Origin of the sequence: Cytobacillus sp. FSL R7-0696 (assembly GCF_038006865.1) — a bacterium.
Taxonomy (GTDB): Bacteria; Bacillota; Bacilli; order Bacillales; family Cytobacillaceae; genus Cytobacillus; species Cytobacillus kochii.
The window spans coordinates 2,970,424-2,983,660 of sequence record NZ_JBBOWA010000001.1; the positions used below are offsets into that span (position 1 = coordinate 2,970,424).

General features: G+C 36.9%; 11 protein-coding genes. 10 read left to right on the plus strand and 1 reads right to left on the minus strand.

Features of this window, described 5'->3' with window-relative positions; genetic code table 11:
* Nucleotides 1-166 precede the first annotated feature (166 nt).
* The 9 genes from MKX29_RS15450 to MKX29_RS15490 all read left to right on the plus strand — a co-directional run bounded on the left by MKX29_RS15450 (nucleotide 167) and on the right by MKX29_RS15490 (nucleotide 11,254).
* On the plus strand, nucleotides 167-1,405 hold the full coding sequence (locus MKX29_RS15450) for an NAD(P)-dependent malic enzyme (RefSeq protein WP_224935775.1): 1,239 nt from the start codon (nucleotides 167-169) through the stop codon (nucleotides 1,403-1,405).
* A 9-nt stretch (nucleotides 1,406-1,414) separates the two neighbouring features.
* Nucleotides 1,415-2,038, plus strand: coding sequence for a FadR/GntR family transcriptional regulator (locus MKX29_RS15455; RefSeq protein WP_224935776.1), 624 nt, complete (start codon nucleotides 1,415-1,417; stop codon nucleotides 2,036-2,038).
* Nucleotides 2,039-2,232: 194 nt separating this feature from the next.
* The gene (gene accD, locus MKX29_RS15460) at nucleotides 2,233-3,102 is read left to right on the plus strand and encodes an acetyl-CoA carboxylase, carboxyltransferase subunit beta (RefSeq protein ID WP_095372302.1); all 870 of its coding nucleotides are present in this window, start codon (nucleotides 2,233-2,235) and stop codon (nucleotides 3,100-3,102) included.
* Complete coding sequence (gene accA / locus MKX29_RS15465; protein ID WP_224935777.1) at nucleotides 3,096-4,073, plus strand: acetyl-CoA carboxylase carboxyl transferase subunit alpha; 978 nt, start codon at nucleotides 3,096-3,098, stop codon at nucleotides 4,071-4,073. Before accD ends, accA begins: the two co-directional genes overlap by 7 nt.
* Nucleotides 4,074-4,407: 334 nt before the next feature.
* Complete coding sequence (gene pfkA, locus MKX29_RS15470; protein ID WP_095372304.1) at nucleotides 4,408-5,367, plus strand: 6-phosphofructokinase; 960 nt, start codon at nucleotides 4,408-4,410, stop codon at nucleotides 5,365-5,367.
* Nucleotides 5,368-5,396: 29 nt separating this feature from the next.
* On the plus strand, nucleotides 5,397-7,157 hold the full coding sequence (gene pyk / locus MKX29_RS15475) for a pyruvate kinase (RefSeq protein ID WP_224935778.1): 1,761 nt from the start codon (nucleotides 5,397-5,399) through the stop codon (nucleotides 7,155-7,157).
* 266 nt (nucleotides 7,158-7,423) lie between these two features.
* Nucleotides 7,424-9,055: an SLC13 family permease gene (locus tag MKX29_RS15480; protein ID WP_251162583.1), complete on the plus strand. Its 1,632-nt coding sequence runs from the start codon at nucleotides 7,424-7,426 to the stop codon at nucleotides 9,053-9,055.
* Nucleotides 9,056-9,170: 115 nt separating this feature from the next.
* Nucleotides 9,171-9,560, plus strand: a complete 390-nt coding sequence (locus MKX29_RS15485) for an FxsA family protein (protein WP_341106422.1) — start codon at nucleotides 9,171-9,173, stop codon at nucleotides 9,558-9,560.
* Nucleotides 9,561-9,695: 135 nt separating this feature from the next.
* A protein-coding gene (locus MKX29_RS15490) for an IS3 family transposase (protein ID WP_224939358.1) occupies nucleotides 9,696-11,254 on the plus strand; the annotation gives its coding sequence in 2 pieces (ribosomal slippage) (nucleotides 9,696-10,350 and nucleotides 10,350-11,254; 1,560 coding nt in all).
* A gap of 150 nt (nucleotides 11,255-11,404) precedes the next feature.
* Here MKX29_RS15490 and ytvI read toward each other — a convergent pair.
* The gene (gene ytvI, locus MKX29_RS15495; protein WP_341106424.1) at nucleotides 11,405-12,526 is read right to left on the minus strand and encodes a sporulation integral membrane protein YtvI; all 1,122 of its coding nucleotides are present in this window, start codon (nucleotides 12,524-12,526) and stop codon (nucleotides 11,405-11,407) included.
* Between the two features lie 209 nt (nucleotides 12,527-12,735).
* On the opposite strand from ytvI, the gene MKX29_RS15500 reads away from it, so the two are divergent.
* A complete protein-coding gene (locus MKX29_RS15500) occupies nucleotides 12,736-13,191 on the plus strand; it encodes a DUF441 domain-containing protein (RefSeq protein WP_095372309.1) in 456 nt (151 codons plus the stop codon).
* Nucleotides 13,192-13,237 lie beyond the last annotated feature (46 nt).

Sequence of the window (13,237 nt, forward strand, 5' to 3'; positions counted from 1 at the left end):
GTCGACTGCTATTTTGTAACGTCCTAGGTATTTAGTTGTTTTTGCCACATTCTTGATATATGTAATGAAGAATAAGAGAGACAAATTTTACATATTAAGAAAAGAAGAGACAGCTAGTATGTTGGGTTTGTGAAGAATTATAAGAAAGCACTAAGGGGTGTAGGTCATGTCATTAAGAGATGAAGCATTAAATATGCATAAGGTTCATAAAGGTAAATTAGAATCTAAATCAAAAGTAGCTGTTACAAATGCGAAAGAGTTAAGCTTAGCTTATTCTCCCGGCGTTGCAGAGCCATGTAAAGAAATTTATGATAAACCAGAAACAGTTTATGATTATACAATGAAAGGCAATATGGTAGCCGTGGTTTCTGATGGAACAGCCGTTCTTGGACTTGGCAATATCGGACCAGAAGCAGCATTACCAGTAATGGAAGGGAAAGCTGTGTTATTTAAAAGTTTTGCAGGTGTTGATGCTTTTCCTATTTGCTTGAATACCAATGATATTGATAAAATCGTTGATACGGTGAAGTTAATGGAGCCGACTTTTGGCGGTGTGAACTTAGAGGATATTGCAGCACCGAATTGCTTCTATATTGAAGAACGTTTGAAAAAAGAGACAAATATACCAGTGTTCCATGATGATCAACACGGCACGGCCATTGTAACTGTTGCTGGACTCGTCAATGCCCTTAAACTTGCTGGTAAAAAGATGAGCGAGATAAAAGTGGTTGCAAACGGTGCTGGTGCAGCAGGTATTGCTATTATTAAATTACTATACCGTTATGGTGTAAGAGATATTATTATGTGTGATACAAAGGGTGCTATCTATGAAGGGCGTCCAAACGGGATGAATGATATTAAGAGTGAAGTTGCCCGGTTCACAAATCGTAACCAAGTTAAAGGCAGTTTAACAGATGCAATTAAAGATGCAGATGTATTTATTGGTGTATCAGTGGCGGGTGCTCTGACAGCTGATATGGTACAATCAATGAACGACAAGGCAATCATTTTTGCTATGGCTAATCCAACACCAGAAATCATGCCAGAAGAAGCAAAAGCTGCTGGAGCGCTTGTTGTTGGTACAGGTCGTTCAGATTTCCCTAACCAAGTAAATAATGTTCTTGCCTTCCCAGGAATCTTTAGGGGTGCTTTAGATGTTCGTGCAACTCATATTAATGAGCATATGAAAATTGCTGCGGTTGAAGCAATTGCTGAATTGATTGCTGAAGAAGACTTACATTCTGATTATGTCATTCCAGCTCCATTTGACCCACGAGTGGCACCAGCAGTAGCATCTGCAGTAGCTAAATCAGCTATGGAAACTGGCGTAGCTAGAATTAAAGTTGACCCAGAAGAAGTGAAGCAAAGAACAGCACAGCTTGCAGCTATCGGAAAAGATAAATAACGATAGGCGGTGAGTTCGCTGGACAATTCAACGAAATTATATATAGAAATCGTGAAACAGCTGCGAAATATTATTCAAGAAGAAGGTTATCAAACAGGTGATAAACTACCTTCAGAACGTGAAATGTCAGAACGCCTAAATGTTGGGCGTTCTTCCGTTCGTGAAGCTTTTCGTGCGTTAGAGCTACTAGGTTTAATAGAGACGAGAAGAGGCGAAGGAACCTTTATTAAAGATTTTCGCGGTCATAATCTGGTACAATTACTGAGTACATTTATTCTGCAAGACAAACAAGCAAAAACTGATATTAAAGAAACGAAATATTTGGTAGAATGGGATTGTATATGGTTAGCGATGAGAAAAGCAACGCCAAAAGAACTTGAAGCTTTTAGAAATTGGGTCACTTCTGAGGTGTTTCAAGAGAATGAATTTTTTTATCGCATCGTTCTCATAGCAGATAACCATTTATTTAAGCGTCTCTGGACGATTTTAACCGATTATTATAATTCGTTAGACTTTGGTTCAGCGATTGTTGATCAAAAAACCTATCTGTCATTAATAGATGCGATGATAGAGAAAGATGAACAAACAGCAAAAATTCAATATTGTTTAATAAGAAATTTGTCGAGCATTTAACGACAATGTTTTCCATCTTTTTTAAGCCTATTATTGTATAGTGATGAGACAAGCTATATTCTCGCACTTACGTCGATAGGCAATTGTTTTTTTCTAAGTGGTCTGGCCACCTAGGGAATTGGTAATGATTACTAAAGTAGGAAAGGTAAATTTCACTTTTGTTATTTACTTTGTAATTACAAGGAGGTTTCACCTTGCTAAAAGACATCTTTACAAAATCAAAGAAGAAAAAATATGCAACTATTCCTTCTGAGGCAGCGAAGCAAGATGTCCCAGAAGGAATCATGACTAAATGCCCTGAATGTAAGAAGATAATGTATACGAAAGAACTAATGAAAAACATGAAGGTATGTATTAATTGTGGTCATCATCACCCAATGAACGCAGCAGAACGTTTTGAGAGCTTTCTAGATAAGGGGACATTTCAAGAGCTAGATCGTGAAATGATATCAGAAAACCCGCTTGCTTTTCCAGATTACCTTGAAAAAGTTGAAAAAGACCGTAAGAAAACAGGCATGAATGAAGCGGTAATGACAGGGATTGGAGAATTGGATGGTTTTCAAATTGTTCTGGCCGTAATGGATTCGACTTTTAGAATGGGAAGCATGGGCTCTGTGGTCGGAGAGAAAATCACAAGGGCAATCGAAAAGGCGGATGAATTGAAAGTGCCATTCATTATCTTTACTGCTTCTGGTGGTGCAAGAATGCAAGAAGGTGTATTGAGTTTGATGCAGATGGCGAAGACGAGTGTGGCGCTTAAGCGATTCAGTGATAATGGTGGCTTAATTATCTCGATAATGACACACCCGACTACTGGTGGTGTTTCTGCTAGTTTCGCTTCATTAGGAGATTTTAATTTTGCTGAGCCAAAAGCGTTAATTGGTTTTGCCGGGCGTCGTATTATTGAACAGACAATTCGTGAAGAGTTGCCAGAGGACTTCCAAACAGCAGAATTCTTATTGAAGCATGGGCAGCTTGATGCCGTTATTCATCGTTCTAAGCTGCGAGAGGAGATTGCTAACATTCTTTCCATTCATCAGCCAGGAGGTGAGCTTAAATGGTAACTGAATTAACGTTTGAAAAACCGATTATTGAACTAAGAAAAAGAATAGCTGAATTAAAAGAATTTACGAAGACAGCAGATGTTGATTTAGGATCTGAAATTAATAAGCTCGAGACAAGATTAGCCAAGTTAGAAAAAGATATATATGAAAATCTAGGACCATGGGATCGCGTGCAAATTGCTCGTCATCCTAATCGCCCTACTACATTAGATTATATAGAGTATTTGTTTGATGACTTTTTTGAATGTCATGGCGATCGTGTATTCGGAGATGATGAAGCGATTGTTAGTGGGATTGCTAAGTTTAGAGGACATCCTGTTACAGTGATCGGCCATCAACGTGGAAAAGATACAAAAGAAAATATCCGTAGAAACTTCGGTATGCCGCATCCTGAAGGTTATCGAAAAGCGTTGCGTTTAATGAAGCAAGCGGAAAAGTTTCGCCGACCAATTGTTTGTTTTATAGATACGAAAGGTGCTTATCCAGGCAAGGCAGCTGAAGAAAGAGGGCAAAGTGAAGCGATAGCTAAAAACCTTTTTGAAATGGCTAGTTTGAAAGTACCGGTTGTGTGCATAGTAATTGGAGAAGGGGGAAGTGGCGGCGCTTTGGCGTTGGGCATTGGTAACTATATTCATATGCTAGAAAATGCTACTTACTCTGTTATTTCACCAGAGGGAGCTGCTTCTATTCTTTGGAAAGATGCGGCGAAAGCGCAAACAGCAGCTGAGTCGATGCGTATTACTGCTCCAGATTTAAAGGAGCTTGGAGTTATCGATGAAATCATACCTGAAGTAAAAGGTGGAGCTCATAAGGATGTTGAGCAACAAGCACTAGCAATTGAAGATATTCTTTATCAGTCATTAAAAGATTTATCTCAACTAGATGAAAAGCAATTAGTAGATCATCGTTATGAGAAATATAAATCAATTGGGAAATATTCGTTTTTAAGAGATTATATTGGGGTAAAATAAAAACGTGCGAACTGCACGTTTTTCCTATTATTCACGTTATTTAAAAAAGAATATAATAATTTGTACCAAACGAGAGCAACTATAAAGTAATTTATACTCTGATATGCTTCATAATAGAATGTATACCTTTGTTCATATTTGGCTTGAATATGCTTTTAGTAACAATTCTTTAACGAAACTTAATAAATTATAATTGTGATGTTTATTTTTTCGTGCTATTTTAACAGTAGAAGAAGCTTATTAACCTTTTGTAGGTCCTCTTTTCCCTTTCCCCTAGGTTCGTTCATATTAATAGAATACAAATTGTTTTCCCATAATAGAGGTGATAGAGAAGATGAAAAGAATTGGTGTATTAACGAGTGGAGGAGATTCACCTGGAATGAATGCGGCCGTTCGTGCAGTTGTTAGAAAAGCCATTCATGATGGGATCGAGGTATATGGTATTTATGGCGGTTATACTGGTCTAATTCATGGTAATATAGAAAAGCTAGAATTAGGATCTGTTGGTGATATTATTCATCGTGGCGGTACGATTCTTTATTCCGCAAGATGTGAAGAGTTTAAAACAGAAGAAGGAAGACAAAAGGGAATAGAGAACTTAAAGGCACATCAAATAGAAGGTCTAGTTGTGATTGGCGGAGACGGATCTTATCGAGGAGCGCTTGCCCTCACTGAAGCAGGTTTTCCATGTGTAGGTGTACCAGGAACGATTGATAATGACATTGCAGGTACACAATATACTATTGGATTTGATACAGCATTAAATACAGTCATTGATGCCATAGATAAAATCAGGGATACAGCGAGCTCACACGAAAGAACCTTTATTATAGAAGTAATGGGTAGAGATGCAGGAGATATTGCCTTATGGGCAGGCTTAGCTGGTGGAGCAGAAACCATTCTTATTCCTGAAGTAAATTACGATATAGATGAAATTGCAACAAAACTCAAAAGTGGACTTGATAGAGGAAAAAGGCATAGTATTATCATTGTGGCTGAAGGTGTTTGTAGTGGTATAGAATTCGCAAAACAAGTTGAGAGCGCAACCTCACTTGAAACGAGGGTGTCTGTTCTTGGTCATATCCAACGAGGCGGATCTCCAACGGCATTTGATCGTGTTTTAGCTAGTCGTTTAGGTGCTCATGCAGTGGAATTACTTGCCAAAGAAAAAGGTGGACAAGCAGTTGGTTTGAATAATAACCAAGTCGTAGCAAATAGCTTGCGTGATGTCTTAAGTCAACATAATAGGTTAGATTTAGACCTATACGAGTTATCAAGAGAGCTTTCAATTTAAGCGTACATAATTAGGAGGTATATATTAATATGCGTAAAACGAAAATTGTTTGTACAATTGGACCAGCTAGTGAAAGTATTGAAAAAATTATTGAATTAATAAATGCTGGCATGAATGTAGCAAGATTAAATTTTTCACACGGGAATTTTGCAGAACATGGTGAGCGAATTGCTAATATCCGCGAAGCATCCAAGCAAACTGGAAAGACAGTTGCAATTTTATTAGATACAAAAGGTCCAGAAATACGTACAAATGATATGAAAGACGGTGCGATTGAATTAGAAGCGGGTAACAATATCATTGTGAGTATGAATGAAGTGGAAGGGACAACAGACAAATTCTCTGTTACATATAGTGGCCTCATTGATGATGTTCACATTGGCTCTAGTATTCTTTTAGATGATGGGTTGATTGCTTTGGAAGTCGATGCTATCAATAAAGAGAAAGAAGAAATTCATGCGAAAATCTTAAATAGCGGTACGTTAAAGAATAAAAAAGGTGTGAATGTACCAGGTGTTTCAGTTAACCTCCCTGGCATCACAGAAAAGGATGCCAAGGATATTCTTTTTGGAATTGAGCAAGAAGTTGACTTTATTGCCGCTTCCTTTGTGAGACGACCATCAGACGTTTTAGAAATTCGTCAATTACTAGAAGAAAATAATGCAGAATATATTCATATTATCCCCAAAATCGAAAACCAAGAAGGCGTAGATAATATTGAAGGTATTCTAGAAGTGTCAGATGGTTTAATGGTAGCGCGTGGAGATTTAGGTGTTGAAATTCCAGCGGAGGAAGTACCGCTTGTACAAAAGCAATTAATTAAAAAATGCAACGAACTTGGAAAGCCGGTTATTACAGCAACACAAATGTTAGATTCCATGCAAAGAAACCCTCGCCCAACTCGTGCGGAAGCAAGTGATGTTGCTAATGCCATTTTTGATGGTACGGATGCAATCATGTTATCAGGTGAAACAGCAGCGGGTTCTTACCCTGTAGAAGCAGTTAAAACGATGCATAATATCGCTTCTCGTGCAGAAACAGCCTTAAATCATAGAGAAATTTTATCTCAAAGAAGTAAAAATAATAAACATAATGTGACTGATGCCATCGGCCAATCTGTTGCACATACAGCACTAAACTTAGGAGTCAGCGCCATTATCACACCTACAGAGAGTGGACATACAGCTAGAATGATTGCTAAATTCAGACCGGTGAATCCAATCGTAGCTGTCACTTCACATGAATACGTTTCTCGTCGCTTATCACTTGTATGGGGAGTATATTCGCAAGTTGGCCAAAAGGCTAAGACAACCGATGATATGCTAGATATAGCTGTAGAAGAAAGTCTACAAACAGGAATCGTTCATTCGGGGGATCTTGTTGTTATAACAGCTGGAGTTCCGGTTGGAGAAGCAGGAACAACAAACTTAATGAAAATTCATGTAGTTGGCGATATCATTGCAAAAGCTCAAGGAATTGGCAGAAAGTCAGCATTTGGTAAAGCAGTTATTGCCCGCAATGCGAAAGAAGCGATGGAAAAGGTTACAGAAGGCTCAATACTCGTAACAATTGGGTCTGATCGTGAAATGGTCCCAGCTATTGAAAAATGTAGTGCTTTAATTACTGAAGAAGGTGGTCTAACGAGCCATGGTGCTGTAATTGGTTTAAACCTGGGTATTCCGGTTATTGTCGGTTTAGATATGGCTACAAAATTAATTAAGGACGGTCAAGACATTACAGTAGACTCACAAAGAGGTGTCATTTATAACGGCCATGCGAGTGTCTTATAAACATAGAAGAACTGTCGGATACTATTAATCGGCAGTTCTTTTTTTTATATAAGATTGAAAAATAAGGTTGAAAAAGATATTTAGACAACCTAATTAAATTTTTAACTCAAAATAGAATATAATTGTTGCCAATATCGTTATATTAGTATAACATAATATTAAATATAATATATCACAATTATAATGATAACATATCTCTTAAATTATTTAGAATAGAAATATTGAAAAAAATAAATAAATACATAATTAAAGGGAGTGGTGAGGATATGCTGAATTATATGCAAGGATTTTGGATGGAAATGTGGAGGTTGCATGATCAAATAAAGGACTTATTACGGTTATTCTCAGTGAAGAACGAGTCTGATAAGAACCAATCAAATGAATTGAAGCAATCAGATGAAAATAATGGAGAGAATCCGAAACAGAGAAAAAGAACGAAAAAACAGAATATAGGTTTATTATTAGGGCCCATTCTTTTTGCTTTAACCCTCCTATTTGTTTCACCTGAAGGAATGTCAAGAGAAGCCCAAGCAGTGCTAGCAAGTACTCTTTGGGTTGCTGTCTGGTGGATTACTGAGGCCATACCAATACCAGTAACTTCACTATTGCCGATCATTCTCTTTCCCGTTACTGGTGCAGTGACTGAAGGAATTACGAGTTCATATGCGGATAATACAATATTCTTATTTTTAGGTGGCTTTATTATCGCCATTGCGATGGAAAAGTGGAATCTCCATTTAAGAATTGCACTTGGTATCATTACTGTGGTTGGTACTAGTACATCTAGGCTTGTTCTTGGGTTTATGGTGGCTACAGGTTTCCTTTCAATGTGGATATCGAATACTGCAACGGCCATGATGATGATGCCGATTGCCATTGCTGTTATTACACATGTAAACGATTCCATGAAGTCGGAAAGAGAATCTGCTAACCGGTTTGGTAAGTCACTAATGCTAGGGATTGCCTATGCAGCTTCAATAGGTGGTTTAGGTACTTTAATTGGGACACCTCCAAATATGATTTTTGCAGGTGTTGTAAAAGAAATTTATGGGATTGATATTTCTTTTGCTACATGGATGCTATTTGGGGTTCCTTTCGCAGCTATTTTATTACTTGTAGCCTGGTTTTACTTAATTAAAATGGCTTTCCCTATGAGAATCAAGGAGCTTCCAGGTGGAAAAGAAATCATTTCTTCTGAAAGAAAACGTTTAGGAAATATATCTTTTGAGGAAAAATTAGTATTAGTAGTGTTTCTTGCTACTGCGGTTGCGTGGATTACAAGATCGTTCATTCCTTTTGATTTTATGAGCCGAATCGACGACACGATTATAGCGATTGCTGCAGCGATTATTCTATTTCTTTTACCATCGAAAAGTAGTAAGGATTCTCAGCTCTTAAATTGGAAAGATGCATTGAATATTCCTTGGGGGATATTATTACTATTTGGTGGGGGATTAGCAATAGCCAAAGGCTTTAAGGATTCAGGCTTAGCCACATGGATTGGAGAGCAGTTAACTGTTTTAGAGGGTGTGCATCTTGTTATTGTCATTCTATGCGTAACAGCACTTGTGACATTCTTAACTGAGATTACATCAAATACGGCAACAGCTACAATGATGTTCCCTATTATGGCATCTTTAGCATTAGCGTTAGACCTTCATCCGTATGCGCTTATGGTAGCTGCTGCAATTGCTGCTTCATGTGCGTTTATGCTCCCTGTTGCCACACCGCCTAATGCTATTGTCTTTGGATCTGGCTATTTAAAAATAGGTGATATGGCTAAATCCGGATTTTGGTTAAGTATTTTTACAATTATCTTTGTTGGTGTAATGATTTATTTCTATATGCCAATTGCATGGGGTATCGATATAGGTACTTTCCCGAATTCGTTTAAGTAGCATTTTGTTCTTAAATTTATAAAGTGGGATTTTCCAATGATGGAAATGTGTTATGTTTCTCGGGAGCCCATAATTTTGATATCATTATATATATAAAATATAATGAGGTGGCTAAATGCGCTATATATTATTACCGCTAATTTTAATCCCGGCGATTGAAATTGTTGTACTGCTTCTTGCCGGTAAGGCTTTAGGTGTGGCCGTGACATTTCTTCTAATTATATTGACTGGCGTTTTTGGCGTTTATATAGCAAAAAGGCAAGGGATGGAAGTAATGAAAAAGGTACAGATGGAAACGCGCCGAGGGGAAATGCCGGGTGATTCCATGCTAGATGGTCTTTGTATATTCATAGCAGGTGTTTTCCTTGTGTTACCAGGGTTTATTTCAGATTTCATAGGTGTTCTTTTATTAATTCCTTTTATAAGAAATAAATTAAAAATTATTTTGTATCACTTCCTTAGAAGACGTATTAATCAGGGCAACATCAAAGTGATAAAATGGTGAGCATTTAGACAAAGGTGATCCCATATATTAAAAAAAGAATAGACAAAAAAAAATCCGAACATATCCAATGATATGCTCCCCTCTAGGTAGACAGATAAAAAAATAAAATCTGGCTACTAAAAGGGGAGTATATTTATGTCTAAAAGAGCTCATCCACTCGAAGTTAGGATAGAAGTAATAAATACATTAAAAGATGGTATTTTATCTGTAGCGGAGATAATAAAAAAGTATAAGGTTAGTAGAAGTGCCATTCGAATTTGGAAGTATAAATTTGATATGTATGGATTTGAAGGTCTTAAAGAATCGACATCCTGGAAAACGTACCCGAAGAATTTAAAAATATTAGCCATGAAGGACTACCTATCCGGCCACTATTCTTTAGAGGAAATTGCCAAAAGATATAAAATATCAGATGAGTCTGTCCTCAGGTTATGGTTGAAGAAGTATAATAGTCATAGTGAAATAAAGGATACGTCAAAAGAAAGGACGAGCTCTATGACTAAAGGAAGAAAAACAACTTGGAAGGAACGAATTCAAGTTGTACTTGATTGCTTGGGGAACGGAAAAGATTATCAGAAGACAGCTGACACTTTTCAAGTGTCTTACCAACAAGTCTATACATGGGTTAAAAAATATGAAGAAAGTGGAGAGGAAGGTCTTCAAGACAAACGAGGGAGGAATAAAACAGAAATTGAGTTAACACCAGAAGAAAAAATGAAACTCGAAATGAAAAAGCTAGCACAAGAAAATGAACGATTACGTGCAGAGAACTTATTCTTAAAAAAGTTGGAGGAACTCGAAAGGAGGCGGAAATAAGCAGGATTCGATTTAAAGATAAGTATGTCGCCATACAGGAACTACATAAGAAAGAGAATCTAAGCATAGTTCTTCTGTGTGATATCGCGGGCGTCACTCGGAGCGCTTATTATAAATGGCTAAGACGTCAACCGACTTCCCAAGAGATTCTGAATGAAGCTATTATGAAAGAGATGAAAATCCTCCATATACAAATGAAGGGGATTTTCGGCTATCGCCAAATGACTCTTCATTTGAATAGAAAATTTAATAAGCCACTGAATCATAAGAGAATCTATCGATTAATGAAAGTGGCTCAATTACGCTCGGTGATTCGAGTGAAGAAAAAACGATATAAACGTTCTATCCCCCAATATGTCACGGAAAATATATTAAATCGTGAGTTTACAGCTAATAAGCCGAATGAAAAATGGGTCACGGATGTCACAGAATTTAAATATGGTTCCTCCCAAAAAGCTTATTTAAGTGCCATTCGTGATCTCTATGATGGTTCTATTATTAGTTATGTTCTCGGGCATTCTAATAACAATGAACTGGTGTTCGATACACTTGACCTGGCGACAAAGCATTTAAAGGGAAAGGAGCCTCTCATTCATAGCGACCGTGGTTATCAATACACCTCCTATGGATTTAAAAGTAGGATAAAAAAGTTAAAAATGACTCATAGTATGTCTCGCGTTGGGCGATGTATCGATAATGGACCTATGGAATCCTTTTGGGGAACACTGAAATGTGAGAAATATTATTTACATAAATTTATGACCTATGAGGAACTTTCCAATGCCATAACGGAGTATATTCACTTCTATAATCATAATCGATACCAAAAACGACTAAACGGCTATAGCCCTATGGAATATAGAGCTATAGCCGCTTAGGTAACTTTTTATTATTTCCACTGTCTACTTGACAGGGGGCTGTTCACAATTCATTTATGTTCGGATTTTTACATTGGCGAGAAGTTGGTTTATAGTCGAGGTTCAAAAAAGGAGTCCCTCAAATTTAGCATCTATTATAATGGCTGTCTTCTACTTCTCCTCTCTTCCATTTTTTATATAAAGCCAAATATCTGTGAATACTTTTGCTCTGTACAAAGTAGAAAGGATGACAAGAATAATTGGACCAATTATGAGTCCGAGGAATCCAAATAGTTTAAAGCCAATAAACAAAGCGATTAAAGTCGCCAATGGATCTAAACCAATATTGGAAGATAAAATCTTTGGTTCCATTACTTGTCTTTGGACAATAATAATAACGTACAGGATAGAGAGTCCAACTGCAATGGTCGTTTCACCAATAAAAAAGGAATAAATAATCCATGGAATAAAGATGATACCTGTCCCTAAATAAGGAAGAATATCAACCATACCGGCGATAATGGCGATTGTCATCGCATAATCTATGTTTAATATTAATAAGCCCAACAAGATGATAAGAGTAGTAATTGATATTAAAGTTGCTTGTGCCTTTATAAAGCCAAAAAGGGCAGATTTCAGGTCAGTGAAGACGGTAATGCTACTGCGTCTTACATATTCAGGTGCCAGATTAAGAAAAGATAGTTTTATTTTTTCCCAGTCTTTACTAATGAAAAATGAAGCCAAAAGAGAAAAAATAATGACAGTTGCTGCATTAGGTATCCATGAGAATAATGCAGGAAGCTTTTCAAAAAAAGATTGCAGAAAAAGTCCTAATGACTGTCCAATATTCTTACCTATTTCTTCTATATTGGCCATAACGCTTGCTTGTTGTTCTGTTCCTAGATGGTTAAATAAACTGGTTAGTTTATTTAACACAGGCATAAATTGATTGGCGATCCAGTGTTCTATATGTGTAATAAACACTTGTACATGTGCTGGCACAACTTTTGATAGGTGAGCTGCCCCAGAGACCAATTCAGTGATCAAAATAACTGCGCCGCCCAGAATAACACCTATTAGTAATGTTAAAGAAATGAAAACAGAAAAAGATCGTGGTATTTTACATGTATATTGAAAAAAATTGACCGTCCTATTAATGATGTATGCGATACCTAACCCTATTAGAAAAGGATAAGCAATGGATGACAAGTAAAAACTAGCAGATAATAAAGTAAAGATGATGATTAAGACAAAAAAGAATCTCATGATTTGGTAATGTAGGGCACTTGTCATTGTTCGGCACTCCTCCTTAATGGATTTTAAGTGAAAAAGGTTGAATAATCTGACATTGTTTTCTAGACGCTAATTTTAATCTTTTAACCTAAAATATGCTCTTTTGTCCTTATTATCTTTAGTGACGTAATGAGCGAAATAGAAATTAATTTTATCTTTTTTCGAAATTATGTTAAAATAACATCATTAGCAGGAAGGTGAGATAGAATATGGAGTCATTCCTGTTTTTACTACTGCTTTTAGCTATCAGTATTGTGGCTAAAAATCAATCTCTTATATTTGCGATTGCTGTCCTCCTATTGTTAAAATTAGTCGGAACAGAGTTAAAAGTGTTTTCATTTATCCAAAGTAAGGGTATTAATTGGGGTGTAACGATTATTACGATTGCTGTTTTAGCCCCTATTGCAAGTGGAGCAATCGGGTTCAAAGATCTAGCAGATGCGTTTAAATCACCTTATGCTTGGGTTGCTTGTATATCAGGCATTATCGTTGCATTATTAGCAAAGGGCGGGCTTACCCTCCTATCAGAAGATCCACATATTACGACTGCTCTTGTTCTAGGAACAATTCTAGCTATTACACTATTTAAAGGAGTAGCAGTCGGTCCGCTAATTGGAGCGGGTATCGCCTATTTATTCATGAAGATATTTGAGTATATTCAATAATTGGTAGAAAGCTATCAATCACTTGTATTTTTATGAATTTTTCGTT

Excerpts from the sequence above, each read along its gene's own strand:
- accA (WP_224935777.1), top strand. The coding sequence starts at position 3,096 with ATGGTAACTGAATTAACGTTTGAAAAACCGATTATTGAACTAAGAAAA.
- MKX29_RS15500 (WP_095372309.1), top strand. The coding sequence starts at position 12,736 with ATGGAGTCATTCCTGTTTTTACTACTGCTTTTAGCTATCAGTATTGTG.
- MKX29_RS15480 (WP_251162583.1), top strand. The coding sequence starts at position 7,424 with ATGCTGAATTATATGCAAGGATTTTGGATGGAAATGTGGAGGTTGCAT.
- MKX29_RS15450 (WP_224935775.1), top strand. The coding sequence starts at position 167 with ATGTCATTAAGAGATGAAGCATTAAATATGCATAAGGTTCATAAAGGT.
- ytvI (WP_341106424.1), bottom strand. The coding sequence starts at position 12,526 with ATGACAAGTGCCCTACATTACCAAATCATGAGATTCTTTTTTGTCTTA.
- pfkA (WP_095372304.1), top strand. The coding sequence starts at position 4,408 with ATGAAAAGAATTGGTGTATTAACGAGTGGAGGAGATTCACCTGGAATG.
- MKX29_RS15485 (WP_341106422.1), top strand. The coding sequence starts at position 9,171 with ATGCGCTATATATTATTACCGCTAATTTTAATCCCGGCGATTGAAATT.
- pyk (WP_224935778.1), top strand. The coding sequence starts at position 5,397 with ATGCGTAAAACGAAAATTGTTTGTACAATTGGACCAGCTAGTGAAAGT.